The following is a 26,065-nucleotide window of genomic DNA, read 5'->3' as shown; positions in this document are numbered from 1 at the left end:
GCATGTAGCTAGGGTAGGCGATTGAATAATAATGTTAGGCATAATCGCTTATCCCGAGTTCTACTTAGTAAGTCTAGTTATAAATCATTTATTTAATATCTGATAATCCTAAAGTCACCATCATCATTAAACGTTAAGTAATAAAGTATATATGTTATTAACTTTTTAAATTTAAACAGTTATTAATCTCATTATATAGTTTTTCTGATTGGATAGGTTTGGGAATAAAAGCATTCATTCCTATTTTAAAACACTGATCAATATCGTCATTCACTACACTAGCCGTGACCGCAATAATTGGGGTAGCAGGTAAGTTATGAGATTTTTCATAACTTCTTATTTCTTCACTCGCTTCAAAACCATCTTTTATTGGCATCATTAAATCCATCAGAATAATATCAAAACTCTGATCTTGAGTGTAAATATCGATAGCTTCTTGTCCATCATTGGCAAGCATAAACTGATAATTTTTTTGTTTGAGAATTAAAGAGGCAACCTTTTGATTAATCCTATTATCTTCAACAATTAATACTTTTATTGCAGAAGTTGGTGCTTCGCTTTCTTTATTGTCTTCTACTTGAATTGATTTTTTCTCTTTTTTATTTTTCACTGAGAGGGCGTTAATAATACGACTCTTAAGCATTTCTGGTTTAAATGGTTTTGGTAGGTAATCATCCATACCCGCTAAGAAGCAATTTTTAATATCACCTTCAATAACACTAGCCGTTAAAGCAATAATAATAGATCGAGTTTTATCCTCTGTAGTTTCGAATTCTCGAATCTCTTTAGTGGCTGTAAACCCGTCTTTTATCGGCATCATGCAATCCATTAGTACAAGATCGTATTCACCAGACTTAAACATTTCTACAGCTTCTTCACCATCGTTAGCTATATCGAACTTATAGCCTAAAGCTTTGATGTGTAAAGAGGCTATTTTCTGATTTATTTTATTGTCGTCAACTAATAGGATCCTATGATCCATTGATGTGTCTTGTTCTGTGTTTGACTCTTCACTATGTTGAGATATAACCCTTTTATGGCTCCGCTCTAGTGCTTTCTTGAGTCGGTTTCCTAATAATGGGAAAGTCAGTAGGGCGCTAATACTTTGTTGAAAATCAAGTGGTTTAACATTCAGCGGACTAACTAAACATACTGCGCTATTGCCTCGGTTATAAATTTGTAGCTTGGCTAAATCAAGATATTCATATTGTTTTGGAGTAATCGCATAAACAATGATTTGTGAAGTGCTTTCACTTTGGTTAGGTGCACTCTCAAGTGATAACTTGTAATCTGTGATGGTTAAGCCCAAAAATTCAAGTTGTTGCATCATGGTTTTAGTGATTACTGAATCATCACATACAAGAATAATTTGAGTTTCATCGAGTAAGGTATATTTTTCTATATTCTGTTGTGGAACATCTAAGGGTAGAGAAAAGTAGAAACGGCTGCCTTTACCTTTTTCGGAATCTAACGCAAGCTTGCCACCCATAAGCTCAATAAGTTGAGTGCTAATGGCTAAGCCTAAACCCGTTCCGCCAAACTGTCTGGTTGTTGAGTTATCTTCTTGAGAAAATGGTTCGAATATGTTCTTTCTCTGCGCTTCATCGATACCGATACCTGTATCGGTTACTTCAAATAAGCATGAGGTGTCATCGCCTTTTTTCTCACATGTTATGCCTATAGTTATGCAACCCTTTTCGGTAAATTTAACGGCGTTAGACATTAAATTCATTAATACTTGTCTTATACGGTGATCATCCGCCATTACTCTTAAAGGTAAGTTTTGATCTATGTTTATTTGCAGTGAGATTGCTTTTTCTTTAATTTTAGGCGTAACAATAGCGGCAATATCATAAACACTTTCACGCAAACAAGTAGAGTATGCGCTAATCGGAAGTTTGCCTGATTCAATTTTAGAGAAATCCAATATGTCGTTAATTAAACTGAGTAAAAGCTGAGAAGATATTTCTATTGTATCCACATAATCTTTTTGAGTTGCACTCAGGTTGGTGCTAGCAAGTATTTCCGAAATACCAATAACACCGTTAAGTGGCGTACGAATTTCATGAGACATATTTGCAAGAAAGCTACTTTTGGCTTTACTGGCTTTAATCGCTATTTCTTTTGCTTCTACAGCATCATTTTTACTAGCAATTAAATCTCTTTGGTTTTGTTGATGTTCTATCGCGAGTCGTTCAACTTCAACAGCAAACTTACTGAGTTCGTCATTACCTTCAATATGCAGTTTTAGTTCGCGTTCGTGATCGCCTTTATGATCTAAGAAATCTAATACGGTATTTAGATTTGAAGTAATACGTTGGGCTAATTTGGCTCCGAATAACAGTAATACTAAAATGGATACGGCAGTAATACTGAAAAATATAATACGATATTGCTCAAACGTACTTACTGATGTTTGGATGTTTTGTTGTAGTTGTTCGTTTATTGCCTTAGCTACATTTTGGAAAAGAGATAGTCGTTGAGAAAATGCTTTTGTGCCTTGCTCAAGTGCTTGAGGTGTTATTTGAGTGATTAAATTATTATCAAGAAGCTGCTCTCGAAAAGTATTACTTTGTTCGAAAGCTATATTAGAAAATACACTAAGTAATAATTTAGTTTGAGATTTATCGGCATTTATTGCCAAAAATCTATCGACAAAGAGTTGCTGATTTTGAATTAAGGCACGTATTTCGTCTCTTACTAATTCTGTTAAGTCTTTATGTTCATGCCCAAGAATTATTTCACTTTGCCAAATTTCGTCTTGTACCCAAAAAGATAACCATTCTAGCTGGAGTAAAGCTTTTAAATTACTATCCACAACTTCCATAGGAGCTTTGAAATGGGTTTTTTCTATGGTTAATAAAAGTTCTTTATATATACTTATTTGCCATTGAATTGCATCGTGTTTACTTTCTTTATCTTCGGCATTTTCTATTGCGTGGATAGTTTCTTTATATTGTTCGATAAGTTTTTGGAATTGCTGTACTTCATACTCAGAAAATATTTCAGTATTTTGCTCTGTAATTATCGCTAATTTAGATAACTCTTTTTGTTGAAGTGTAAATTTATTAGACGAATTGTTATCTGAAAAATGTAATTCATGTGCCGCATTATTAAGATTTTTTAGTTGGCTGATAACATCAACTAGATGAGTTGCTTTTTCTAAGCTCGTTAATTGGTCGTTAACTTCTAAAACCTGTCGGCCAGAAATCCCAATAATAACGATGGCAGGTAACAGTACTAGCCCCCATACTTTTTTTCTTATACTTAAATTGTTTCTTAAACGGCGAAAAAACATTTAGGTTTCCATTCCTTAATTTACGAGGATTTACTAGGTTATAATCGACTTTTCAAATATGTGCTTTGTTAAACTTAAAGACGTTTTAATAAACGACGTATTACTTTAAAGCATCACTAAAAAGATAACTGTTCCTAATTTGATTATTTTATTTTAGGACACTAATTCAATTATTACTATGTCATACCAATTTTTATCCTTTTAATCGATAAATAATAATTCTAATGTAATGTTTACTTGAGTATTTTTATCTATAATCTAGGCTATAATCATAATAACTAATTCATCAAACTGTAAGATGGTTAAAATGGTAGCAAGGGCGCATCAGTCACCTCATTCAAATTTAATAAAAAATAAAGGTATTGTTAATACATTATTTATTTTTTGCCTTATATGCATCCCGTTTAGTTTTATCATTACCTCTCAAGCACAGGCTAGCGAGGCATTGGCTGTATTTACATTAACGGAAGATTTTAATAAATTATCTAAAAGTAAGGTGCGAATGTTATTTCGTGGGAAATTAAAATATTTACAAGGAAAGAAAGTGGAATTGTCTGACTGGCCACAGAGTAATAGTGTACGAAATGAATTTTATCAGGAGCTACTGGGAAAAGATTTAGCTCAAATGAATGCATATTGGGCAAGCCTCTCCTTTTCAGGAAAAGCTAGGCCTCCAAAAGAAATAAATCAAGACTCAATGGAAGCTCTACTCCTTTGGTTATCAGCTAAGCGTTTTCGTATTGGCTATGCTCCTGTTAGCGTTATACCTAAAGATGCTAATGTGCTTTATATTGTACAAAAGGAGGATCTATGATGCTTAAAAAACTCATTGTATTACTCCTATCAAGTGCCAGTTTTTATTCAGCGGCAACGATTGAGTTAACAGAACAGCTGTCATTAAGTGGTTTTGGCTCTACGTCATTAACCCAATCTGATAACTCGACCCCATTAATTATTAACCGCAAAATTACCGATGAAACTTGCTGGGATTGTGATACAACATTTGGTATTCAGCTCGATTATTATAATGATGCTTTTAAAGCATCAGCTCAACTAGTTAAGCGCCCTCAAGACCAATGGAGCGAGCCTGAATTGGAATGGGCTTACCTTGGTTATAATATAGGTGAGTTAGAGATAAGAGCGGGGCGTTTAAGGCTACCTGTATTTTTAGCGTCTGAATATTATTATGTTGGGCATGCTTATAACTATGCTAGACCTCCTGTAGAACTATATAATTCTATATTAGGTATAACAGCATACAATGGTGTTAATCTTGTTTGGAACACTGTTTTATTTGATGAATATCAATTATCTATTACGCCTTTTATTTCATTATCAGAAACTAACACAATAGATGCGACTCAGACATTAGATATAGAGCTAGACATAGATAAAATGTCGGGTATAAATTTGGCACTTTCTGGTGAATACTATCGTTGGAACTTATCTTATTTTTCTGCAGATTTCGATCAGACATTCAAATTTACAAATGCGAGACGAGGCACTTCGTATTTTGAATTATCATTTCCTAATGATCATATCGAATTATTTTCTTTAGGAGCAGAATATGAATTTGATGCTTTATTATTAACTGCGGAAAGACAGATAGCCAACTTACGTTCAACTTGGTATGCGAGCGCAGCTTACAAAATAGATAAATTTGTTCCTTATGTGCAATATGGCGAAAACAGAGCAAAGCAAACCAGTGTTTCAACATTTGCCGATAAATCGGGTAGTAGTTTAGTTGTAGGTATGCGTTATGATTTACTTTACAACGTATCCCTTAATTTTGAATGGCAAAGTTTTAAAAGTTTTGGTGGTCAAAGAGGTTCATTTGTTGAAACGCCATCACCACTAGATCCCGAAGCTAAACTTTATACATTAATGTTGAACTTTGTGTTTTAGTTTTATTTAAATATTACTGTTTCCAACCTGGCCTCATAGCTTATTTTATGGGGCTTTTTTATGAGCCTAAGGCTATAAAATATAACTTTATGAAGTTAATTTTATAAAGTGACCTTTATGATAAAAAATACAACCGGATTAGCTGATTGATTGATCGAAGAGTTTTTTCCCTTCTTTAAGAATATGCTGTACAGCAGGGTGTTTTACTTTTCGTTCAGGAGATATTAAATAGTATTGCTCTGATATTTCAGTTGTTCTACCTATTAGCTCAACTTCGAACTGTTCAATAACATGTTCATCAATAATACTCGGGGCACAAAATGCTCCATAACCCGCCTTACCAAAATACTTAGCTAATACAGAGTCATCAAATTCACCTATGATCACAGGTGATATGTTGAGTTGATCAAACCAAGATAAAACACTCAATCGTTGACTAGAACCTTCACCAGCAGTGAAAAATGGTGTGTTATCTAATGATTGTGGAAAATCTACTTTCAACTTATCAGCTATATCCTTATGGGCAAAAAAGCTAAACCCACATTTACCTACTAAATGACTATAAGCCTTTAAAGGCGAACCTGTAGGTAGTGCAGTATCCGTTAGTACGGCATCTAATTTGTTAATTGCTAGTTCTCCGAGTAGCACCTCTAAATTGGTTTCTTTACATACTAGCTTTATAGAATCGTCCATGGTGTAAACGGCTTTTAAAAAATTAAAAGAGAATACCTTAGCGATAACATCGGTAACTCCAATCGAGAATCGATAAGTGAAGTCTGTTGAATGATTTTTTAATGAGTGTAATAGTTCATCACCCAAACTAAAGATTTCTTGTGCATAACTTAGCGTAATTCGACCCATATCATTTAAAATCAGTCGTTTACCATTTCTATCGAATAACTCATAACCCAACTGCTCTTCAAGAAGACTTAGCTGTGCACTTAATGTTTGAGGAGTGATATGTATGACTCTTGATGCTTTAGCAATACTGCCGTGCATCGCAATAGCTTGAAAGTATTGTAAATGATGATAATTAAGTCGAGACATTACTTCTTCCTGAATAAAACATATACATATTTACTTTTAATAATAGCATTCCTTATCAACTTTTTGTTGATGATATCGCAAATTTATACGACTTTTTTTGTGTGAATTATTTGACTATAACTTAAGTTATCAAGTCATAAAGGAGGGAATATGTCGGAAAACAAACTGATATTACAATGGAAACAATTTATTAAAACTGATGCCAGCTCAGGTATTATTTTAGTTTTCTCTGCAGCGCTTGCATTAATAATGGCCAACAGCCTATTTAGTGCTAACTATAATGATTTTTTAGAGTTTCCCGTTAGTATTACACTAGGTAGTTTTGCTATCAGTAAACCATTAGTACTATGGGTAAATGATGGTCTGATGGCTGTATTCTTTTTTGTTGTTGGATTGGAGATTAAACGAGAGCTATTTTACGGACAACTATCTAAGCCTGATCAAATTGTTTTACCTTTTCTAGCGGCAGTAGCGGGTATTATTTTTCCTGCATTAATTTACGTAGCATTTAATTACCAAGATGCCATTGCAATGAATGGATGGGCGATACCTTCAGCAACAGACATTGCTTTCGCTTTAGGTATATTTATTCTATTTGGTAAGCACTTACCGCCAAGTTTAAAGCTATTTTTATTATCGGTAGCCATCATTGATGATATTGGTGCCGTTATTATTATTGCCATTTTTTACTCTCAAGATTTAGCGACTAATTCTTTAGTTATAGCGAGTATTGCTGTCGCAGTTTTATTTATTTTCAATCGTTTAAAATTAGAAAATAAAACACCTTATATTTTAGTTTCGGTTATTGTTTGGGCCGCTGTATTGAAGTCTGGCGTGCATGCAACTTTAGCTGGATTTATTGTTGCCTGGTTTATCCCTATTGCGCGTGATCACAGTAAATCGATGTCATATCAAATAGAGCATGGATTACACCCTTGGATAGCTTTTTTCGTGTTACCTCTGTTTGCCTTTGCCAATGCTGGTGTGGGATTGACAAATGTATCTATGGACGAGTTATTCACTCCTATTTCAATAGGTATTATTGGCGGTCTTTTTATCGGTAAACAATTAGGTATTTTTGCTGCCTGTTTTATTGCCGTTAAATTACGACTGTGTAGATTGCCTAAAGATGCAACTTGGAGCCAGTTATATGGTGTATGTTTATTGTGTGGTGTCGGTTTTACTATGAGCTTATTTATCGGTTCTTTAGCTTTCGAAGAGCAAGGTTTAGCTTATCAAACACAAGTGAAGGTAGGGGTATTAGTCGGCTCATTGATTTCAGCTTTTGCTGGTACTTGGTTGATCCGAAAGTCATCTAATAAATTAGCTAACAGTCAAAAATTATAAGAATTCAACATTAACTATAACGTACGTTTAGGAGATAAGAATGAACATTTTTCAGAGTAACTTAGGTAAATTATTTACTATAACTTTGGTATTTATACCGGGGATCGCACTTGCTGATTTTAAGTCGGATATCATTGAGTCATGCACTAACTACCAGCAAGGTAAGGATAAAAGCGAGATAAATGCTTGTAAGCTTTATATTGATGGATTTATTGATTCGTCACTACTTTCAGAAAATGCGGTTATTAAACCTAAAGCTATGATAGAAAAAGATGCAACACATCAAAGTGAATTTTTACAGCGAGCCTATAGAACTCGTGTATTAAATCTACCTACAAGCTTAGCGATAGAGGCAAGTTATCAGTTTTGTATACCGCTTGAGTATGATCGAAAGTTAGTCGCGTCAACAGTAGCTAAATCATTAGATATTGCGGGTTTGGAAGATAAGCCGCTAAAAGTTTTATTATCGGAAAGCTTAATGAGTAACTTCCCTTGTGAATAAAGCCACAAAATGTATATCACGTTAACTTTAAAATAGGTGTTTTATGGAATTAACAATTACTGATTTAAATGTCGATATTAACAGCGAAAACATGTCTTTGATTCGAGAGAAAACACGTAAAGTGTTTAATAAGGTGTGTGGCAATATTCAAAAAGTTACTATCACGATAAATGATATTAATGGTCCTAAAGGAGGAAAGGACAAACTCTGTAAAGTCGTACTTTTTGTAAGAGGTATGCCTGATATTGTTGTTACTGATAATCAGTCTTCAGTTAGTTCCGCGGTTAATGTAGCTTTGTCTCGTGCGCGAGTAACGCTTATTAAAAAACTTAAACGTAAACAGAAAAATATGCCTAACCTAGCTCTCAAAGGAGAGCCTGAAGTTCATCAGAATGAGAAAGCCAGTATTACTTTTTAATAGTACGGCTCTAGCTTGTAAAAAACTTTATGCAATAGTCTGATTTAAAAATAAAGGCTCTTTAAACGGTCTTTGAATTGATACAAGATTGATTCAAGACCGTTTACTCATTTTCTGTTGAAAAAATAACGGTAAGCTCAAAAGATAAGTTAAAAAGATGCCTACATATTGATATAAGTTCGTTTTACTTTACCAAAGGTTCTTGCTGGCGCATCTAGACTCAACCACAAGGTTTTTGTTACCTTGTAATACCGATATTTTCTTTGCTCTGTCGCATTCCCACTTATCTACAGGATACATTTTATCCCAAGCATTCATAAGCTTTTGTTGTTGGCTACTCATGTTATAACGAGTATAGGTTTGCTCCATATATAAATAGGTTCTTGAAATTCTTCCTCTAGCTTCTATAGGTGGTTCAGCTTTATTATTGTTAATTTTCATTGCACAGCTGCCAAAACTGCTTTCTTCTGCAGGTAGCATGGTAAAATTATAATTACTTCTCAGTGCATTCACAGAGCCAATGGCAGGATAAAGGTTAAACATATCGGCTTGCATGTAGCGATACTCTGAACTCACTTTATTCGCGCATTTACGGCCTTTATAGCGCTTACCTTTCCTGTCGACACATTGTGTATCGCCATCTCGCCATTCAGCAAATGTTCTACCAAAATTCTCTGCAGGAACCACATGTTCCCATTCTATTTTTTTAGCACGCTTTTTATATTTATTTGAAGTAAAACCACTTGGAAAGTTTACTTGTTTTGCTTCATTGAAGCTCGCGTTGCAGTATAGGGTTTGACGGTGTTCATTATAAACCTGTGTCTGTAATGTTTTTTTAGCTTTACTGAAAGAGGTAATTGTTTGATTGCTTGCAAATGATACTTGACTGATTGAAGCCAAGATCAAAAATATATGTATTTTCATGTTTTAATTTTGTCTTTTGTTCGGGGAAAAGAATTTGATTCGTTTATGAGGTAACTATTCTGAACATCATTTCTTAAAAGGGGGAGTTAGTAAGCTATTCATTATTTTTATAGATGAATAAATATTGAGATTTAAAACTTTAAGATGTTTGTTAATAAAAGGAATGTAATATTTAGAGATGATCTATGATGAACTTAGTTATGAAAATGGTGGGCCCTCCCCGACTTGAACGGGGGACCTGCCGATTATGAGTCGGATGCTCTAACCAACTGAGCTAAGGGCCCATTTTCATGACATAGTCTGAAAACTTATACCTGCCTGAAACATTACATCTCAAAGCGGCGTGAAGTATAAGCATTTTTTATTTTGTTGTCACCACTATAAACTGAAATAATTTATAAAAAACGACTGTTAGCTTAATTGTTAAACAAAATCGGTAAGGTATTGATTTTTTCTTATACTAAAAACAAAAAATCCAGCACTTGGCTGGATTTTTAAAGATAAAGCTAAAGCTTTTTATTCGCCGTCTAAGAAACTTTTAAGTTGCTCAGAACGAGAAGGGTGACGTAATTTACGTAATGCTTTTGCTTCAATTTGACGAATACGTTCACGTGTTACATCAAACTGTTTGCCAACTTCTTCTAAAGTATGGTCAGTATTCATATCAATACCAAAACGCATTCTTAAAACTTTAGCTTCACGTGCTGTTAAACCAGCAAGAACTTCGTGAGTTGCATCTTTTAAGTTTTCTGAAGTTGCAGAATCAACAGGTAATTCACCACTGCCATCTTCAATAAAGTCACCTAAGTGTGAATCTTCGTCATCACCGATAGGAGTTTCCATTGAAATTGGCTCTTTTGCTATTTTTAATACCTTACGAATTTTATCTTCAGGCATTACCATGCGCTCAGCTAACTCTTCAGGAGTTGGCTCACGACCCATTTCTTGTAACATTTGACGAGAGATACGGTTAAGTTTATTAATCGTTTCAATCATATGCACAGGAATACGGATTGTACGTGCTTGGTCAGCAATAGAACGGGTAATTGCTTGACGAATCCACCAAGTAGCATACGTTGAGAATTTGTAACCACGACGGTATTCAAATTTATCAACAGCTTTCATTAAGCCGATGTTACCTTCTTGGATTAAATCTAAGAACTGTAAACCACGGTTGGTGTATTTTTTAGCGATTGAAATTACAAGACGTAAGTTAGCTTCTACCATTTCTTTTTTCGCACGGCGAGCTTTAGCTTCACCAATTGACATACGACGGTTAATGTCTTTTATGCCATGTACGTTTAGGTAGGTCTCTTCTTCAATCATATTTAGTTTGTAGATACAGCGCTCTACGTCTAACTCGATATCAGCTAATCGAGCTGAGTGAGGTAAACCTGCATTTTTCTGTTCGTCAAACCAATCTTTTGATGTTTCGTTACCCGGAAATATTTTGATGAACGTTGTTTTTGGCATACCAGCGCCAACAACACAGTGCTTCATGATCAAACGTTCTTGAACACGTAAACGGTCCATTACGCTGCGCATGTTTTTCACTAAACGATCAAAAACTTTAGGTACGATTCTAAATTCTTTAAATACTTCTGCTAAAGCGTCAATAGCGGCTTGTGCATCTGCATGACCTCTACCTTTGCTTTCGATAACTTTGTTAGCTGCTTCATAAGCATCACGAAGTAAACCAAACTTTTCTTTGGCTAACTCAGGATCTGGTCCTGTGTCTTCTTCTTCTTCGTCTTCATCGTCATCTGTGCTTTTGTCTTCATCAGCTAATTCTTCTTTAGATAATTCAGAACCAATATGAGTGGCAGCAGCAGGGATTTCTTCTTCTTCAGCATCCGGGTCCAAAAAGCCAACGATTATGTCGCTTAAGCGAACTTCTTCAGCTTCAAAGTTATCCCATTGCTCTAATAAATAGTTAATTGCAGGTGGGTATTCAGAAACAGATCTTTGTACTTCTTTGATCCCTTCTTCAATACGCTTAGCGATAACTATTTCACCTTTACGGGTTAATAGTTCAACAGTTCCCATTTCTCGCATGTACATACGTACGGGATCTGTTGTACGACCAATTTCACTTTCTACTGAGGCAAGTGCTTGTGCAGCAGCTTCGGCAGCGTCTTCATCGGTATTCGCTTCACTCATCATTAACGTGTCGTTGTCAGGTGCGTTTTCAAACACCTGTATACCCATGTCGTTGATCATTCTAACGATGTCTTCAACTTGATCAGAGTCTATTATCTCTTGAGGAAGATGATCGTTAACTTGAGCGAATGTTAAATAACCTTGCTCTTTACCTTTGGTTATTAGCTCTTTAAGTCTAGATTGTGGGGCTTGATCCATTGACGAGTGTCCACCTATTTATGGGTATAAAATACAAAACAGTAAGCCTTTAATTATAGCAATTCACTCGCTAAATTACCAGACGTAAACTGAGATTTGTCAACCAATTGTTAATTGTATACAGTTTAAAATGCCTGTTAAGCGCTCAATAAACTATGTAATTCTTGTTTTTCAACTTTTGTTAAACCTGTTATTTGCTCTTTTGATAAAAGAGCTTCTGTTCGTTGTTCGATAAAAATATTTAAAAAACGTTCAATTATATCTAAAAATGTAGATTCTGCATTTTCAGGTTCAATATGATGTTGTAGGCACATTAGTTTTGTTAGTTGTTTTCCTTCAACACTATCTCTATATTTTTCAATTATTTGTGCACTTTTAATATTAGGGTTTTGCTTACACAGTACCAGTAACTCATTTAAGAGCGGTATTCCTGGAATGTTTAAATGCGCTAATATTGAAATATCAGGTAAAGCATTAACGATATGGGGATGCTCAAGTAATAATGCAATAGCTAATCTAACAGGAGTTATTTTTGTTTGCTTGATTGTGGCTTTTTCTTTTTGTTGATGGTGCCTACGTAACTCTTCGAGCCTTTTTTCACTTCCGCGTGCAAAGGTATTAGCGATAGATGAAATAATACTTTGTTTTAGAAAGCTATCAGGCAGTTTATTTAAATAGGGTTGAAATAACTCAACGAGTTTTGATGAACCTTCATTGGTATTTAAGTCAGTTTGCTCTGAGAGGTTTGACAATAAAAACTCTGATAAGGGCATAGCGTTATCTAGAATCTTCTCAAAAGCTTCTTGTCCTTGTTCACGAATGAGTGAATCTGGATCTTCTCCATCAGGCAAAAATACAAACTTTAAGGTATAACCGTCTTGAATTAAGGGCAGGGCATTATCCATTGCTCGCCACGCAGCATCACGACCAGCTCGGTCACCATCGTAACAACAAATAACTTCTCGAACGGTTCTAAAAAGTGTTTGTAATTGTTCGGGAGTAGTCGCGGTTCCTAATGAAGCCACAGCGTAGTTAACTCCATGTTGAGCTAGTGCAACAACATCCATATAGCCTTCAACAACAACAAGTCGAGAGAGTTGTTTGTTGGCTAATTTTGCTTCATATAACCCATAAAGTTCATGGCCTTTATGGTAAATACGAGTTTCAGGCGAGTTTAGGTATTTAGGTGTTGCATCAGCGAGTACTCGGCCGCCAAATCCTATAACACGACCTCGTTTATCTCTAATCGGAAACTGGATCCGACCTCTAAAGCGGTCATAAGGTTTATTTTTATCACCTTGTATCGCCATACCTAAATCAACAAGTTGTTTGGTAATAGCGGGACTCTTGGCAAAAACTTTCATCATGCCATCCCAAGTATCGCTGATATAACCAATACCAAACTGTTTAACTATCTCACCACTTAATCCGCGACCTTTTAAGTAATCTATAGCGGTATCTTTGTCGGAAGCTACACGTAATTGTTTTTGATAAAAACGACTAATTTGTTCCATTAGTGCGTAGTCATCTTGTTTTTGCGCGTAAACTTGCTGTTGTTGTTTTTGCTGAGCAGGTGTTTGTTTAATATCTTCTCGAGGGACCGTCATACCGTAATGAGAAGCTAATTCTTCAATGGCATCAGGAAATTCTAATCTATCAAACTCCATTAAGAACGAAATAGCATTGCCATGTTCACCACAACCAAAGCAATGATAAAACTGTTTGTCTTGGCTAACACTAAATGAAGGTGATTTCTCTGTATGAAAAGGGCAGCAAGCTTGGTAGTTTTTCCCAGCCTTTTTTAATGGCACTCGGCTATCAATAAGCTCTACAATATCAGCTCTTGCTAATAAGTCATCGATGAACTGTTTGGGGATCATACCTGCCATATAATTAGAACACTCGAATGTTGAGAATAGGGATCTACGTTTCTTTATTTTACACAATAAATTCGTTGAATGGGTATTATACTAAGTTGATTAATAAATTAATCAACTTAGAGCTACATTAGCAGACTTAGAACAAACACAATTACTTATACATAGTTATTCTACTTATCGGTAATTTTGTGCAGTTATCAGTTTGCTAATGAGCTCCCAAGGGCGAGTTTAAAAGGTTTATTTGCTTCGTTATTGATTTTGACAAGGGAGTAACCATTCTCTTCAATCAATGCCTTGCCTATAAACCTTTTAATTCTCGCTAAGTGCTTAATTAATCAACTTGGTATTAGTATTTACTTTTAAATTTTAGAGAATAAAAAACCGCGAGGCATAAGCAATCGCGGTTTCTTTGAGATCCCCTTATAGGGATAAGCAATTAACTATTTAGCATGCTTCTCACTTGGCCACTTACTGCGCCCAAATCAGCTTTACCTTGCATAATAGGTTTTAATATTGCCATCACTTTACCCATGTCAGCCATTGAAGCTGCACCAGTTTCTGTTATTGCTTTACTAATTAATTCTTTGATCTCATCTGCATTAAAAGGTTGAGGTAAAAACGTTTCTAACGCTTCTACTTCAGCAGCTTCTTTTGCAGCTAATTCATCACGACCACCGTCAGTAAACATTTTAATAGATTCTTTACGTTGCTTTACCATTTTAGTTAAAACGGCTAATACGTTTTCATCTGTTGCTTCTGTACCGTGATCTATTTCAGCTTGTTTAATCGCTGAGATTGCCATACGAATAACACCAAGACGTAATTTGTCTTTAGCTCGCATAGCAACTTTCATTTCATCTTTTAGTTGACTAAGTAGACTCATAGGTTGACTCAGTTGACTTAAGTAAGTACTAAACTTTCTTAGTACATACGAACGCGACGAGCGTTCTCACGAGAAACTTTTTTAGCAGCACGTTTTACAGCAGCGGCTTTCTTACGTTTACGTTCCCAAGTTGGCTTTTCATAACATTCGCGACGACGAACTTCTGAAAGGATACCTGCTTTCTCACATGAACGTTTAAAACGACGAAGTGCTACGTCAAACGGTTCGTTCTCTCTTACTTTAATTACTGGCATTTTTTTTGTTAACCTTTGTGTCTATTAAATCTATAAAATTGGTAACCTTCTCAGCATAATTGCCTCGAAATCACCCGCTCTATCAAAAATTGGTGCCGTATTCTAAAGCTAACCGACCTGTAAAGTAAAGTAATAATAGTGGAGAATTACTTTTATCGCAGGTAAAATTGCGTGCTTAACTTTTGAGGGTTGTATTTATATGCGTATTTTAGGTATTGAAACATCATGTGATGAAACAGGGATTGCTATTTATGATGACGAGCAAGGCATTATGGCTCATCGTTTATATAGCCAAGTTGCTGTTCATGCCGATTATGGTGGGGTAGTGCCAGAATTAGCTTCGCGTGACCATGTACGTAAAACAATTCCACTGATCAAAGAAGTCTTAGCCGAAGCTAATTTAACGCCTAAAGATTTAGATGGTGTTGCTTATACTGCAGGACCTGGTTTAGTTGGTGCGCTACTCGTTGGCTGTTCTATTGGACGTAGTTTAGCGTATGGCTGGGGATTACCTGCTGTGCCTGTTCATCATATGGAAGGTCACTTATTGGCTCCTATGTTAGAAGATAATGTACCTGAATTTCCTTTTGTTGCCTTATTGGTTTCAGGCGGACATACCATGTTAGTTCGTGTTGATGGTATTGGGCAATATGAATTACTAGGTGAATCTGTTGATGATGCTGCGGGTGAAGCCTTTGATAAAACTGCTAAATTACTTGGTTTGGATTATCCCGGTGGCCCTGTTTTAGCTAAAATGGCTGAAAAAGGTGTTCATGGACGCTTTATTTTCCCTCGACCTATGACAAATAAACCTGGGTTAGATTTTAGTTTTAGTGGTTTAAAGACCGCAACAGGTACGGCTATCCGTGAAGAACAAGCTAAAGGCACAATGGATGAACAAGCTCACGCCGATATTGCCTATGCATTCCAAGATGCTGTTATTGACACTATAGCTATCAAGTGCAAAAGAGCACTTAAAGCCTGTGATTTAAAAAGATTGGTCATTGCTGGTGGAGTAAGTGCTAATACAGCTTTACGTGAAAAACTTGCTGTTATTACTAAGAATTTAGGTGGCGAAGTGTTTTATCCTCGTCCTGAGTTTTGTACCGATAATGGGGCGATGATAGCTTATGCGGGTTTACAACGTTTAAAATCTGGTGGAGAGCAAGAATTAACATTTAAAGCGACACCACGTTGGCCTTTAGATACTTTACCTCCGGTTTAAACATATTCACGAAAGCAAATTATTTCTTTATAGATATTTTGCTTTCAGTCCCATTGAGTAAGCGTTGAATATTATCTTTATGCCTAAAGACAATCAGCGCACTTAACATAAATACTGGATACACATAACTTGGTTTTATCATCCATGTGTATAAAGGGGCTAAGCTTACCGTTACAATTGCCGCTAAACTTGAATATCGAGTCAATTTGGCTACAAAAATCCAAGTGACAATAAGTAACCCGCCTAAAGTAAAACCAATAGGTAATAAAACACCAAAAGCTGTAGCTACTGCTTTACCACCTTTAAAACCAAAAAATATAGGGTACATATGCCCTAAGCAAGCAGAAACGCCAATAAATCCAATAGCTATTGGTTCTATGCCTAAAAAGTAAGCGCCCCAAACAGGAATAACCCCTTTAAGAATATCAAAAAAAAGTACGATAGCGGCAGTAAGCTTATTTGTATTACGTAGTACATTAGTTGCACCAGGATTATTTGAACCTACTTCTCTTGGATCTGGTAATTTTTTTATTTTACATATTATTATGGCACTAGAAATCGAGCCTGCTAAATAAGCAAGTATGATCATTCCTAGTATTAAAAAATAATGTGTAATAACAATTCTCTTAAAGTTTGATTCTGAATTAGAGGGAATTAAAATCTATCAGCGCAATAAAATCAATCATTGTTACGATATAAAAGCTACTTAACTATGCCTTAAGTTCTTTTATCTATATTAAGTAAGCGGGTTAGCATTGCATTTTAAGGTAAGAGCTAAGATAACACATCTTGTTTTCTGGCAAAAATATAGTGAGTAATAACAGCTATATATTCTAAAGCACTACTGGTTTTTAATGGTCGAGAAAGGTAAACTCGCACCCAATAAATAATTACTGGCGTTATACATTTTATTTTTATTTGAAATAATGCCTGTGAAATAAAAAAGAGTTCTGAAACATGGATAAAGTGTGCATCGAAGGCTTAAGCATTCAAACCACTATTGGTTTTTATGAATGGGAAAAGCAAATCAAACAAACATTGATTCTAGATTTAACCTTAGGTTGGGACATTTCTAAAGCTGCATTAAATGATGAGTTAGATAAAACTTTAGACTATGCAAAGATTTCTGAAGATGTAGAAGTGTTTGCGAATGCTAATCCTGTTGATTTAATTGAAACATTAGCTGAACGCTTAGCACAATATTTAATGACCACTTATCAAATACCTTGGTTAAAACTTAAAGTAGGTAAGCCAGGCGCTGTTCATAATACTCGAACTGTTGGTGTTGAAATTGAAAGAGGCGTATTCGGCTAATGTCTTATATTTATATTTCTTTAGGCAGCAATATAAATAGAGAATATCATGTTAAACATGGCTTAACTGAGCTAACAAAAACTTTTGGCGCACTTACCCTTTCTTCATTGTATGAAAGTAGAGCCGTTGGTTTTGATGGTTCAGACTTTTATAACATGGTTATTGGTGCAGAAACATCTTATACAATAGAAGAAGTTGCTGACTTATTGCGTAATATAGAATTTGAATATGGACGAGAGCAAAACGCTAAAAAGTTTAGTCCACGAACATTAGATTTAGATTTGCTGTTATTTGATGAACTTGTTTTAACTAAACCTGCACAAATCCCAAGAGATGAAATTACAAAAAATGCCTTTGTTTTATGGCCTCTCGCTGAAATAGCTGAATCCTTAAAGCATCCCATTATTAACCAGTCCTATGGTCAGCTTTGGAGTAACTTTAACAAAGCTAGCCAATCGATAACCCAAATACCATTTTCATGGTCACACATTATGGATAATCAAAAGACATGAGTACTTTAGAAATATTTTTATTAGCTGTTATTCAAGGCTTAACTGAGTTTTTACCTATCAGTAGTTCTGCTCATTTAATACTTCCTTCAGCTGTTTTAGGTTGGCAAGATCAAGGCTTAGCTTTTGACGTAGCTGTACACGTAGGTACTTTACTTGCTGTTGTTATTTATTTTAGAAAAGAAGTGGGCAATATGGCCGTCGCTTGGGTTTCAACGATTACTAACCGTAATAAAGAGAGCCAAGAAAGCAATTTTGATGGCACGCTAGCGTGGTGGATATTGTTTGCGACTATTCCAGCTGGTTTGTTTGGTTTGTTAGGTAAAGACATTATTGAAGAGTATTTACGTTCGGCACTGGTGATTGCCGGTACAACCATCATTTTTGGTGTTCTACTTGGATTTGCAGACATCAAAGCAAAGCAAAACGTAAGTATTGAAAAGATGGGCTTTAAAGGAGCTATGTTAATTGGTCTCGCACAAGCTATCGCATTAATCCCTGGAACATCGCGTTCAGGTATTACGATGACGGTAGGTTTAATGTTAGGGCTAAGTAGAGAAAATGCTGCTAGGTTTTCATTCTTATTATCTATCCCTGCAATTGCAATGGCGGGAAGTTACTTAACCTTAAAACTTATAACTTCAGCTGATGCTGTTGACTGGCATGCTATTAGTTTAGGAAGTGTATTAGCTTTTGTTAGTGCTTATACCTGTATCCATTTCTTCTTAATACTGTTGGATAAGATAGGCATGATGCCATTTGTTATTTATCGCTTAGTATTAGGTTTTGGTTTGTTATGGTTCGTATTAGGTTAAAAAACTAATCAGAATTAGAAAGAAAAGCGCGCTATTAGCGCGTTTTTTGTTACAGGCATTTAATTAACATTCAAGATAGTTATTCGTTGAACCTTGTATCTTTAAGGTTCGCCCCAAAATATTAGAAAAGATTATTTAATAGGAAAGCCTATGAGTTCAAATATTGTTGTTATTACTTTAGAAAACTTCCAACAAGTTGTTATCGAAGAATCAAAATCAAAGCTTATTCTTGTTAGCTTTTGGGCTGACCAAGTGCCCGAAAGTGTTCAATTACGTGACTCACTTACAGCTAAAGTGTCTGCGTTTCCAGAGCACATGATATTAGCAACTGTAGACTGCCAAACTCATGCGCAAATAGCTCAACAGTTTGGTATTCAAGGTTTGCCTACTGCAGTATTAGTTAAAGATGGCCAACCAATTGATGGTTTATCAGGACCCCAAACAGAAGAGCAGGTGCAAACTTTCTTAGATAACCACTTACCTAAAATGGAAGATGGTTTATTAAATGAAGCCAAATTAGCTCTAGTTGAAAATGATATTAACACTGCTTATTCTGCTGCTTCAAAAGCTTATCAAATAGATAATGAAAGAGCTGATATTAAAATTGTATTAGCGGATGCTGCTATTCAATTAGGCAAAACTGCAGAGGCTGAAGTACTACTTGAAACTATTTTAATGGTTGACCAAGATGGCGCTTATCAGGCTGTTATAGCTAAATTAGAACTAGCTAATCAAGCTGCAGAATCTCCAGAAATTAAAGCACTAGAAGCACAACTTGAAAGTGAACCTGATAACGATGATTTAAAACATCAATTAGCTGTGCAATATTCACAAGTAAACCGTAATGAAGAAGCGTTAGAGTTATTGTTTAGATTAGTGCAAAAAGACTTATCAAACACAAATAGCAAAGAGCTAATGTTAGACGTATTAAAAGTTCTACCAGAAGGTGATTCATTAGCGACTAAATACAGAAGAAAACTTTATACTTTAATGTATTAAATACAAGTTAGTATGTAGGAGTCTTCAAAATATGAATTAAGTTTAGTTACTAGTTCAGATAGTGAACTTGTTACACTTAGGATAATCATGGTAAATTATTTTATCTAGATGTTATCTATCATCATATTTTTTTGAAGGTTAATAAATGAATAGAAGTAACGGTTTTACGCTCATTGAGTTAGTTGTTGTTATCGTTATATTGGGTATATTATCTGCAACTGCGCTTCCTAAGTTTATTAATATCTCTGAAGATGCAGAAGAAACTGTATTTTTAGCTACTGGTACAGCATTTAAAACCGGTGTAGACCAAGTTCACATAGCTTGGTTAGTAAGAGGTAATGGTCAAGCTGTTCAAGATTTTATTTCTATTTCCGATCCTCTTGCTGGTGGCGATCTTAGTGTTAATTCAGCGGGGTATCCTGCCGATACTCGAGGAGTAAGTTTAACATTGAATAGTGTATATGATTGTTTAGATGTTTGGAGAGCTGTTTTAGACTCTACTGATGCAGATGTTCAGGATGATGCTACGAGTGATATTCAAGCTGAATATAATGGCTCTAACAAGTGTACTTATACCTATAATCGTAACACATCTTTGACGGTAGTTTATGATTCTACAAACGGTGAAGTTATCATCAATAATTAATTTTTAAAAAGGTCACTTTATGGTGACCTTTTGTATTATTGTTTACCAATACTTATACAGAAAATTACTTAAGTTTCGCAGCAAAAGTCTTTTTAAATTTAGCTAACTTAGGTGATACAACTGCTTGGCAATATTGATTTTCAGGATTACGATTAAAGTAACCTTGATGAAGATCTTCACCTAAATGAAATTCTGACATAGCTGTTACTTCTGTAACAACAGGATCTGGCCATATTTCATCTTGAGTAATTTCATCAATAATTGCTAATGCTGCTTGTTTTTGCTCTTCAGTATGGAAAAACACGCCAGAACGGTATTGTGTTCCAATGTCATTACCTTGTCGGTTGATTTGTGTTGGATTATGTAATGCGAAGAATATTTCTAATATTTCACGAAAACTAATCACCGCAGGATCAAATGAAAGCTGAACGACTTCAGCATGACCTGTAGTGCCAGAACAAACTTTCTCATAAGTCGGATCGTCAGTTTCACCACCCATATAACCCGACACAGCACTTTCAATACCTTTAACGCTATTGAAGGCCGATTCTATACACCAGAAGCAGCCACCTGCTAATGTTGTTTTTTCAAATGTAGTTGCCATGTAAATCTTTATCCGTAGGTCATATTTAATAGATAAATTATAAGTAAATTACTGCTATATAGAAAGCGACAGGTGTAATAAAATATGTAATACCATACGGATTAAATTCTCGCCCTTCGGGAGCTCAATAAATTAATCCGTTTGGTATAATATAAGCTATTTTTATTAACCTCTGTTTGGGTGAGTGGTTTATATCTTGACTGAGCTTTGATTTACCTTGAGCGTTACAATTTTAATGAGTCAGTTGCACTTAGTCATAAAGTTATTAATTATTAGATAAGAGAAGTATAAAGTGTCAGACCAACAAAAATTATTAGAAGCCGTAAATCAAGTGATGCCATTCGGAAAATACGCAGGTAGAAAGCTCCTCCAGTTACCAGAACCTTATTTGGTATGGTTCCACAGTAAAGGTTTTCCTGAAGGGAAATTAGGTGAGCAGTTGGCGCTTATGTACGAAGTTAAGCTTAATGGTTTAGAAAAGATGTTACAGCCTTTACTGAGAGACTAAATTCTTTCTCGAAAGAATTGTTACTAATGTTGATTTGTAACTTTTTAACTTGGTATTGAACAGTCAAAACAACTTTTCATAAACCAAATTTTTATATTAATATTGTAGTTATTTCTTATTGGAATATTACATTTTTATTAAGAAACTGTTTTGTAATAAAAAAGTCATTTTTTCGTCCTTTTGTTATTATTTACGTTGTCATATTAAGCATTTTTTACGCCGTTATTTCCATTTTATCCTGTTGCAAAGCCAATCTATTTAGTCTTAAATTGAGTCTCATTGAATTGATTAATTCAATGAGACTCAATGTCGATGAAGTTACAATCTTTAATTAATTATCAAATGGTTAAGAGGAAAAAGTTCATGAGAAGACAAAAAAGGGATCGTTTAGGAAGAGCACATTCTAATGGCTATCAAGCAGGTATGAATGGTAAATCAAAGGAGAAATGCCCTTATCAGAGTATTAATGCAAAGTCGGAGTGGTTAGGTGGATGGCGTGAAGCTGTTGAAGATAGGAATACGGGCTTATTTAAGTAATATTAATTAGATTAAGATCTAAGTTGTACCGCTTCAATAACTGATATCTTTTACTGTGAAAGTATCAGTATATTTACTTTAACATAACGATGATTTGAGCCCTGAACCAAAAGTGAGTTGAGGGCTTTTTTATTTAGGCACTGTGACCACAAACTTTACAGCTTTCTTGTTTCTTCATTTTAAATTGCTGCCATTTATTAGATAAACCATCAAACAAGTTAAGTTGATTAATGTGTATCATATTCCCTGTTAGTAACTTAATTGCTTGTAACGATTGCATACCCGCTACAATAGATAACACAGGCCCAACAATACCTACTGTTTGGCAGTTATTTTCAGGTGGCTTTTTACTTTCTGGAAATAAACAATGATAACAAGCACTTTCAGCGTTTCTTGGATCTACAACAAGCTGCTGTCCGTCAAAGCCTGTAGCAGCGCCAACAATTAAAGGGACTTTATGTTCAACACAGTGCTTATTTACTAAATATCGTGTTTGAATGTTGTCGCTACAGTCTATAACCAAATCCATGGTAGGGAAGTAGTAATCGCATAACTCTCCATCGAGCATTTCGTCAATCACTTCAATGCTTATATCACTATTATGCTCTTGTAGCTTTTCAGCTGCAGTATCTGCTTTGTTTTTGTCTATATCGCTTTCGGTGAAAAGTATTTGTCTTTGCAGGTTTGTTATATCAACACTATCGCCATCAGCAATAAATAAATTACCTACACCTGCTGTTGCTAAATAAAGAGATACAGGATTACCAAGTCCGCCCATTCCGACTATCATTACTTTGGCATTTTGAAGAGATAATTGTCCCTCTTCACCAATCTGTTTCAACATGATTTGTCGACTGTATCTAAGTTGTTCTTTTGAAGTTAGCACTTATCCCTCTCTAATATTTGCTAAACAATGTACCGCGCTCGCTTTAAATTGAATGTAAACGAGATCATCAATATTTAACGATAAACGCTCAGCCGACCATAAGCTAACGGTTGAATAAAACACTTGGTCTGAGCAGGTTAATGTGAGTAACAGTGTATTGCTTTGTTTTTTAATACTTACTATTTTAGCTTGAAAGTGATTCACAATTGATGAATCAAACACTTCACTTTTACTGATACTAATATCGCTAGCAGCTATGTAACAACGTACTGTTTGAGTGTTTACCTCTTCATCGTTAAGTGTACTTTTCTGAAAAGGTAGGTAGATATTGATATCAGGCGTTAACTGTAACGATGTTAATCCGTATTGAGGTAAATACTCATTTACTTTTAACGCTAAACTAGTTTGCTGCAAGGTTGTTTGGCTGTTATTTAATGTATGAATAATTTGATGAATAGCCCCAGAATATTCAATCTTACCTTGATTCATCACGAGTAAATTATCTGCTAATTGCTGGATTTCAGCCAAACTATGACTTACATAAAGCATAGGTATATTTAATGTGCGTTGAACATTAAGCAAAAGCGTGATCATTAATGCTCTATTTTGATTGTCTAAAGCACTTAAAGGTTCGTCTAAAAGCAATAACTCTGGCTCAGATAATATAGCTCTGGCGATGGCAACTCTTTGTTTTTCACCACCTGATAATAGAGTGGTTTTTTTGTGTAATAGCGGCTGTAGCTGAGTGAGCTGAATAATATCTTCAACTTTTAGCTGTTTATTAACACAACGTTTATGAGCATATTCTAAATTTTGTAAAACATTCAGGTGAGGAAACAAACGCGAGTCTTGAAAAACCAATCCAATGCGTCTTTTTTCAGATTTGATATTTATGTTTTTAGCCGAATCAAATAAAGTTTTACCATTAAGTATAAGCTGTCCTGTAGATGAACTTTCTAACCCAGAAATTAAACGCAGTAGGGTAGACTTACCTGAACCTGAATGACCAAAAACACCTGTAATACCCTGAGCCGAAAGACATTGATTTACGCTCAAGGTAAAGTCATCAAATTGAGTGCTGAACTTTAAACTTAATACATTCGAGTCTAACTCATGCAAATTTTTATCGACTGTGTTTGTTATATTTCGACTCATAGCATGCTTACACTTTTGTTCGATTTAACGGATGTTGGCTTTTTATAATTTAATAAGTAGATTAATCCAAGAACAATAAAAGATCCCACTAATAAGCTAGCTGCAAGAATATGTGCTTTTTCATAATTAAAAGCTTCGACATGCTCAAAAAGAGCGATAGACAATACTTTTGTTTCTCCTGATATATTGCCACCTATCATAAGTACAATAGCAAATTCACCCACGGTATGAGCAAAACCTAAGCTGGCTGCCGTTATAAAGCTGGCTTTGGTAATAGGTAATACAATTGTGAAAAAGCGATCAACAGCATTGGCACCAAGCATGGCTCCAGCTTCAAGAATATCGTCACCCAGTTGTTCAAACGCTTTTTGTAAAGGCTGAACTACAAAGGGAAGCGAGTAAAACACGGAGCCAATAACGATGGCACTAAAGCTAAACGCGAGTTGTTGGCCTGTAACGCTTTGCCAAACTTGCCCAGGAAGATGTTGAGGTGAAAAAGCGATAAGTAAATAAAAGCCCAATACGGTTGGTGGTAAAACGATAGGTAAGGCAACAAAAGCCTCTATCGCTATTTTATAACGACTTTTCATTTTGGCTAAATACCACGCCAAAGGAGTACCAATAATCATGAGAATGATGGTAGTGACTAACGCCATTTTTAATGTAGTAAATAAAGCGATCATATCGCTGCTGGCCAATAACGAACTCTCACTCATAAATTATTCTCCAGTGAATTGTCTACTGTTTGAGAAAGGGGAGTCGATGTGATTTCAACTGAGGTACTTATTTCTATTTTTTTATAACCATATTGAGAAATACTTTCTTGTGTTTTAGCGTTTAGTAGAAAATCAGATAACTGTTGAGCTTCTGCATTCTTCTTACTGCTTTTCAATATAACTAATTGTTGTTTTATAGGTTTATATAGCGTTTCTGGTACGGCTAAACCTTTTAAGTTATTGATTTCTAATTGACTTAAGGCAACAAACCCAGCGTCCACGGCATGACTTCTAACTTGTTGAAACGTTTGGCTTACATTAATGCCAATGATTAATTTATTTTTGAAGTTATTCCACAAATTTAATGATTCAAGAGTTTCAAAAGCACGTTGACCATAAGGTGCCGTTTTAGGATTCGCCATAGCAATTCTTGCTGAATTACTCGTACTATTTGAATAGCTTAATAATATCGTTGAAAGGTTTTGCTCAGACGAGAAGTTTTTATTGGCGGACCAAAAAGCAAGCTGACCAATTGCGTAAGTCTGTAAACTACCTGCAACAATCAAATCTGCATCAGCTAATCGTTGAGGGTGAATATCATCAGCAGATAAAAAAATGTCATAGGGCGCACCATGTAATATTTGTTGATATAAAGTGCCTGAAGAGCCGCTGATAACTTCGCTGTGAATGCCTGATTCACCTAAAAATATAGGTATTAGCTTAGTTAAAACCGGTGAGAAGTTTGCTGAAACAGCAATACGCAGAGGTTTGTTGTTTGATTTATTGGCTAAGCTTGATGGGCTTATTAATAATAAGCTTAAAAAAGTGATTATAGGAAAGGTTAAGGCACGGAGTATTTTATTCACTTTTCCACTCTTGCGCTTTATTTGTATCTGAAGATTTAGCATCTAACCACTTTTCGCCTTGATTGGTTAACTCTTTCTTCCAAAATGGTGCTTTTACTTTTAGAAAGTCCATAATAAATTCATTGGCAGCGAATGCATCACCTCTATGCTTACAAGTAACACCTACAAATACAATTTGTTCACCAATTAAAAGTTTACCCACACGGTGAATAACTGTTACTCGACCTAATGACCATTTCTCGCGAGCGGTATTTACTATGTTTTGCAACGACTTTTCTGTCATTCCAGGATAGTGTTCAAGGGTTAAACCTTTAACATCTAAACCTAAATTATTATTTCTAACACGGCCACAAAAAGTAACAACAGCGCCATCTTCGTTATTGTCGCTTTCTAGTAAGTTAACTTCGTCACCGTGATCAAAGTCAGCTGTTTGAATAACAATACGGTCGTTTGGAATATTAGTCGACAT

At 35.3% G+C, this 26,065-nt stretch carries 27 protein-coding genes and 1 tRNA gene; 13 read left to right on the top strand and 15 right to left on the bottom strand.

What is annotated here, in order from left to right; genetic code table 11:
* Positions 1-157: 157 nt before the first annotated feature.
* The gene (locus Q5N69_RS16655; RefSeq protein WP_304370214.1) at positions 158-3,298 is read right to left on the bottom strand and encodes a response regulator; all 3,141 of its coding nucleotides are present in this window, start codon (positions 3,296-3,298) and stop codon (positions 158-160) included.
* Between the two features lie 307 nt (positions 3,299-3,605).
* Here Q5N69_RS16655 and Q5N69_RS16650 point away from each other — a divergent pair, with 307 nt between their 5' ends.
* Positions 3,606-4,112 carry a hypothetical protein gene (locus Q5N69_RS16650; RefSeq protein ID WP_304370213.1) on the top strand — a complete coding sequence of 169 codons (507 nt, stop codon included), beginning with the start codon at positions 3,606-3,608 and terminating at the stop codon, positions 4,110-4,112.
* Positions 4,109-5,203 carry a hypothetical protein gene (locus Q5N69_RS16645; RefSeq protein ID WP_304370212.1) on the top strand — a complete coding sequence of 365 codons (1,095 nt, stop codon included), beginning with the start codon at positions 4,109-4,111 and terminating at the stop codon, positions 5,201-5,203. Before Q5N69_RS16650 ends, Q5N69_RS16645 begins: the two co-directional genes overlap by 4 nt.
* Before the next feature lie 138 nt (positions 5,204-5,341).
* Here the strand turns inward: Q5N69_RS16645 and nhaR are convergent, their stop codons facing one another.
* Positions 5,342-6,250 carry a transcriptional activator NhaR gene (nhaR, locus tag Q5N69_RS16640; RefSeq protein WP_304370211.1) on the bottom strand — a complete coding sequence of 303 codons (909 nt, stop codon included), beginning with the start codon at positions 6,248-6,250 and terminating at the stop codon, positions 5,342-5,344.
* Between the two features lie 150 nt (positions 6,251-6,400).
* On the opposite strand from nhaR, the gene nhaA reads away from it, so the two are divergent.
* The 3 genes from nhaA to Q5N69_RS16625 are packed head-to-tail and all read left to right on the top strand — an operon-like array spanning position 6,401 to position 8,517.
* A complete protein-coding gene (nhaA, locus tag Q5N69_RS16635; protein ID WP_304370210.1) occupies positions 6,401-7,597 on the top strand; it encodes a Na+/H+ antiporter NhaA in 1,197 nt (398 codons plus the stop codon).
* A gap of 40 nt (positions 7,598-7,637) precedes the next feature.
* The gene (locus Q5N69_RS16630) at positions 7,638-8,099 is read left to right on the top strand and encodes a Rap1a/Tai family immunity protein (RefSeq protein ID WP_304370209.1); all 462 of its coding nucleotides are present in this window, start codon (positions 7,638-7,640) and stop codon (positions 8,097-8,099) included.
* Between the two features lie 43 nt (positions 8,100-8,142).
* Positions 8,143-8,517: a hypothetical protein gene (locus Q5N69_RS16625; protein ID WP_304370208.1), complete on the top strand. Its 375-nt coding sequence runs from the start codon at positions 8,143-8,145 to the stop codon at positions 8,515-8,517.
* A gap of 189 nt (positions 8,518-8,706) precedes the next feature.
* On the opposite strand, the gene Q5N69_RS16620 is transcribed toward Q5N69_RS16625, so the two are convergent.
* From Q5N69_RS16620 to rpsU, 6 genes are all read right to left on the bottom strand, one after another.
* A complete protein-coding gene (locus tag Q5N69_RS16620; RefSeq protein ID WP_304370207.1) occupies positions 8,707-9,441 on the bottom strand; it encodes an endonuclease in 735 nt (244 codons plus the stop codon).
* A 207-nt stretch (positions 9,442-9,648) separates the two neighbouring features.
* Positions 9,649-9,725: transfer RNA gene (locus tag Q5N69_RS16615), tRNA-Ile, on the bottom strand.
* 232 nt (positions 9,726-9,957) lie between these two features.
* Positions 9,958-11,799 (bottom strand): RNA polymerase sigma factor RpoD, encoded by a 1,842-nt coding sequence (gene rpoD / locus Q5N69_RS16610; protein WP_304370206.1) that lies wholly within the window; start codon positions 11,797-11,799, stop codon positions 9,958-9,960.
* A 137-nt stretch (positions 11,800-11,936) separates the two neighbouring features.
* Positions 11,937-13,688, bottom strand: a complete 1,752-nt coding sequence (gene dnaG, locus Q5N69_RS16605) for a DNA primase (protein ID WP_304370205.1) — start codon at positions 13,686-13,688, stop codon at positions 11,937-11,939.
* Between the two features lie 427 nt (positions 13,689-14,115).
* Positions 14,116-14,562 carry a GatB/YqeY domain-containing protein gene (locus Q5N69_RS16600; RefSeq protein ID WP_304370204.1) on the bottom strand — a complete coding sequence of 149 codons (447 nt, stop codon included), beginning with the start codon at positions 14,560-14,562 and terminating at the stop codon, positions 14,116-14,118.
* A 38-nt stretch (positions 14,563-14,600) separates the two neighbouring features.
* Positions 14,601-14,816: a 30S ribosomal protein S21 gene (gene rpsU / locus Q5N69_RS16595; RefSeq protein WP_076420232.1), complete on the bottom strand. Its 216-nt coding sequence runs from the start codon at positions 14,814-14,816 to the stop codon at positions 14,601-14,603.
* Between the two features lie 199 nt (positions 14,817-15,015).
* Here rpsU and tsaD point away from each other — a divergent pair, with 199 nt between their 5' ends.
* Positions 15,016-16,041, top strand: a complete 1,026-nt coding sequence (gene tsaD / locus Q5N69_RS16590) for a tRNA (adenosine(37)-N6)-threonylcarbamoyltransferase complex transferase subunit TsaD (RefSeq protein WP_304370203.1) — start codon at positions 15,016-15,018, stop codon at positions 16,039-16,041.
* Positions 16,042-16,060: 19 nt separating this feature from the next.
* Here tsaD and plsY read toward each other — a convergent pair whose 3' ends face one another.
* The gene (gene plsY, locus Q5N69_RS16585) at positions 16,061-16,630 is read right to left on the bottom strand and encodes a glycerol-3-phosphate 1-O-acyltransferase PlsY (RefSeq protein ID WP_304370202.1); all 570 of its coding nucleotides are present in this window, start codon (positions 16,628-16,630) and stop codon (positions 16,061-16,063) included.
* 368 nt (positions 16,631-16,998) lie between these two features.
* On the opposite strand from plsY, the gene folB reads away from it, so the two are divergent.
* The 5 genes from folB to Q5N69_RS16560 all read left to right on the top strand — a co-directional run bounded on the left by folB (position 16,999) and on the right by Q5N69_RS16560 (position 20,324).
* The gene (gene folB, locus Q5N69_RS16580; RefSeq protein WP_304370201.1) at positions 16,999-17,355 is read left to right on the top strand and encodes a dihydroneopterin aldolase; all 357 of its coding nucleotides are present in this window, start codon (positions 16,999-17,001) and stop codon (positions 17,353-17,355) included.
* Positions 17,355-17,867: a 2-amino-4-hydroxy-6-hydroxymethyldihydropteridine diphosphokinase gene (gene folK, locus Q5N69_RS16575; RefSeq protein WP_304370200.1), complete on the top strand. Its 513-nt coding sequence runs from the start codon at positions 17,355-17,357 to the stop codon at positions 17,865-17,867. The genes folB and folK overlap by 1 nt, the downstream gene beginning before the upstream one ends.
* Entirely contained in the window at positions 17,864-18,679 is an 816-nt protein-coding gene (locus tag Q5N69_RS16570; protein WP_304370199.1) for an undecaprenyl-diphosphate phosphatase, read from the top strand. The genes folK and Q5N69_RS16570 overlap by 4 nt, the downstream gene beginning before the upstream one ends.
* A 150-nt stretch (positions 18,680-18,829) precedes the next feature.
* On the top strand, positions 18,830-19,678 hold the full coding sequence (locus tag Q5N69_RS16565) for a tetratricopeptide repeat protein (RefSeq protein ID WP_304370198.1): 849 nt from the start codon (positions 18,830-18,832) through the stop codon (positions 19,676-19,678).
* 145 nt (positions 19,679-19,823) lie between these two features.
* Positions 19,824-20,324 (top strand): prepilin-type N-terminal cleavage/methylation domain-containing protein, encoded by a 501-nt coding sequence (locus Q5N69_RS16560; RefSeq protein WP_304370197.1) that lies wholly within the window; start codon positions 19,824-19,826, stop codon positions 20,322-20,324.
* Between the two features lie 64 nt (positions 20,325-20,388).
* Here Q5N69_RS16560 and msrA read toward each other — a convergent pair whose 3' ends face one another.
* Positions 20,389-20,928: a peptide-methionine (S)-S-oxide reductase MsrA gene (gene msrA / locus Q5N69_RS16555; protein ID WP_304370196.1), complete on the bottom strand. Its 540-nt coding sequence runs from the start codon at positions 20,926-20,928 to the stop codon at positions 20,389-20,391.
* A gap of 292 nt (positions 20,929-21,220) precedes the next feature.
* On the opposite strand from msrA, the gene Q5N69_RS16550 reads away from it, so the two are divergent.
* The gene (locus Q5N69_RS16550; protein WP_304370195.1) at positions 21,221-21,436 is read left to right on the top strand and encodes a DUF3820 family protein; all 216 of its coding nucleotides are present in this window, start codon (positions 21,221-21,223) and stop codon (positions 21,434-21,436) included.
* 363 nt (positions 21,437-21,799) lie between these two features.
* Positions 21,800-21,973 carry a ribosome modulation factor gene (gene rmf, locus Q5N69_RS16545; RefSeq protein WP_304370194.1) on the top strand — a complete coding sequence of 58 codons (174 nt, stop codon included), beginning with the start codon at positions 21,800-21,802 and terminating at the stop codon, positions 21,971-21,973.
* Between the two features lie 133 nt (positions 21,974-22,106).
* Here rmf and Q5N69_RS16540 read toward each other — a convergent pair whose 3' ends face one another.
* The 5 genes from Q5N69_RS16540 to moaE are packed head-to-tail and all read right to left on the bottom strand — an operon-like array spanning position 22,107 to position 26,065.
* Positions 22,107-22,859: a HesA/MoeB/ThiF family protein gene (locus tag Q5N69_RS16540; protein ID WP_304370193.1), complete on the bottom strand. Its 753-nt coding sequence runs from the start codon at positions 22,857-22,859 to the stop codon at positions 22,107-22,109.
* Positions 22,860-24,014 (bottom strand): molybdenum ABC transporter ATP-binding protein, encoded by a 1,155-nt coding sequence (gene modC / locus Q5N69_RS16535; RefSeq protein WP_304370192.1) that lies wholly within the window; start codon positions 24,012-24,014, stop codon positions 22,860-22,862.
* Complete coding sequence (modB, locus tag Q5N69_RS16530; protein ID WP_304370191.1) at positions 24,011-24,730, bottom strand: molybdate ABC transporter permease subunit; 720 nt, start codon at positions 24,728-24,730, stop codon at positions 24,011-24,013. The genes modC and modB overlap by 4 nt, the downstream gene beginning before the upstream one ends.
* Positions 24,727-25,596: a molybdate ABC transporter substrate-binding protein gene (gene modA / locus Q5N69_RS16525; protein ID WP_304370190.1), complete on the bottom strand. Its 870-nt coding sequence runs from the start codon at positions 25,594-25,596 to the stop codon at positions 24,727-24,729. Before modA ends, modB begins: the two co-directional genes overlap by 4 nt.
* Positions 25,589-26,065, bottom strand: coding sequence for a molybdopterin synthase catalytic subunit MoaE (gene moaE / locus Q5N69_RS16520; protein ID WP_304370189.1), 477 nt, complete (start codon positions 26,063-26,065; stop codon positions 25,589-25,591). Before moaE ends, modA begins: the two co-directional genes overlap by 8 nt.

Source organism: Pseudocolwellia sp. AS88, from assembly GCF_030551755.1.
GTDB lineage: Bacteria > Pseudomonadota > Gammaproteobacteria > Enterobacterales > Alteromonadaceae > Pseudocolwellia.
The sequence above is the reverse complement of the archived record's forward strand: the minus strand, read 5'-3'. Positions and strand labels throughout refer to the sequence as shown.

Coding starts and splice junctions, on each gene's coding strand:
- plsY (WP_304370202.1), bottom strand. CDS start 16,630: ATGATCATACTTGCTTATTTAGCAGGCTCGATTTCTAGTGCCATAATA.
- Q5N69_RS16650 (WP_304370213.1), top strand. CDS start 3,606: ATGGTAGCAAGGGCGCATCAGTCACCTCATTCAAATTTAATAAAAAAT.
- Q5N69_RS16655 (WP_304370214.1), bottom strand. CDS start 3,298: ATGTTTTTTCGCCGTTTAAGAAACAATTTAAGTATAAGAAAAAAAGTA.
- rmf (WP_304370194.1), top strand. CDS start 21,800: ATGAGAAGACAAAAAAGGGATCGTTTAGGAAGAGCACATTCTAATGGC.
- modC (WP_304370192.1), bottom strand. CDS start 24,014: ATGAGTCGAAATATAACAAACACAGTCGATAAAAATTTGCATGAGTTA.
- msrA (WP_304370196.1), bottom strand. CDS start 20,928: ATGGCAACTACATTTGAAAAAACAACATTAGCAGGTGGCTGCTTCTGG.
- moaE (WP_304370189.1), bottom strand. CDS start 26,065: ATGTCGACTAATATTCCAAACGACCGTATTGTTATTCAAACAGCTGAC.
- Q5N69_RS16620 (WP_304370207.1), bottom strand. CDS start 9,441: ATGAAAATACATATATTTTTGATCTTGGCTTCAATCAGTCAAGTATCA.
- nhaA (WP_304370210.1), top strand. CDS start 6,401: ATGTCGGAAAACAAACTGATATTACAATGGAAACAATTTATTAAAACT.
- Q5N69_RS16630 (WP_304370209.1), top strand. CDS start 7,638: ATGAACATTTTTCAGAGTAACTTAGGTAAATTATTTACTATAACTTTG.
- Q5N69_RS16600 (WP_304370204.1), bottom strand. CDS start 14,562: ATGAGTCTACTTAGTCAACTAAAAGATGAAATGAAAGTTGCTATGCGA.
- Q5N69_RS16645 (WP_304370212.1), top strand. CDS start 4,109: ATGATGCTTAAAAAACTCATTGTATTACTCCTATCAAGTGCCAGTTTT.
- folB (WP_304370201.1), top strand. CDS start 16,999: ATGGATAAAGTGTGCATCGAAGGCTTAAGCATTCAAACCACTATTGGT.
- Q5N69_RS16560 (WP_304370197.1), top strand. CDS start 19,824: ATGAATAGAAGTAACGGTTTTACGCTCATTGAGTTAGTTGTTGTTATC.
- Q5N69_RS16565 (WP_304370198.1), top strand. CDS start 18,830: ATGAGTTCAAATATTGTTGTTATTACTTTAGAAAACTTCCAACAAGTT.
- rpsU (WP_076420232.1), bottom strand. CDS start 14,816: ATGCCAGTAATTAAAGTAAGAGAGAACGAACCGTTTGACGTAGCACTT.
- Q5N69_RS16570 (WP_304370199.1), top strand. CDS start 17,864: ATGAGTACTTTAGAAATATTTTTATTAGCTGTTATTCAAGGCTTAACT.
- tsaD (WP_304370203.1), top strand. CDS start 15,016: ATGCGTATTTTAGGTATTGAAACATCATGTGATGAAACAGGGATTGCT.
- dnaG (WP_304370205.1), bottom strand. CDS start 13,688: ATGGCAGGTATGATCCCCAAACAGTTCATCGATGACTTATTAGCAAGA.
- rpoD (WP_304370206.1), bottom strand. CDS start 11,799: ATGGATCAAGCCCCACAATCTAGACTTAAAGAGCTAATAACCAAAGGT.
- folK (WP_304370200.1), top strand. CDS start 17,355: ATGTCTTATATTTATATTTCTTTAGGCAGCAATATAAATAGAGAATAT.
- Q5N69_RS16625 (WP_304370208.1), top strand. CDS start 8,143: ATGGAATTAACAATTACTGATTTAAATGTCGATATTAACAGCGAAAAC.
- nhaR (WP_304370211.1), bottom strand. CDS start 6,250: ATGTCTCGACTTAATTATCATCATTTACAATACTTTCAAGCTATTGCG.
- modB (WP_304370191.1), bottom strand. CDS start 24,730: ATGAGTGAGAGTTCGTTATTGGCCAGCAGCGATATGATCGCTTTATTT.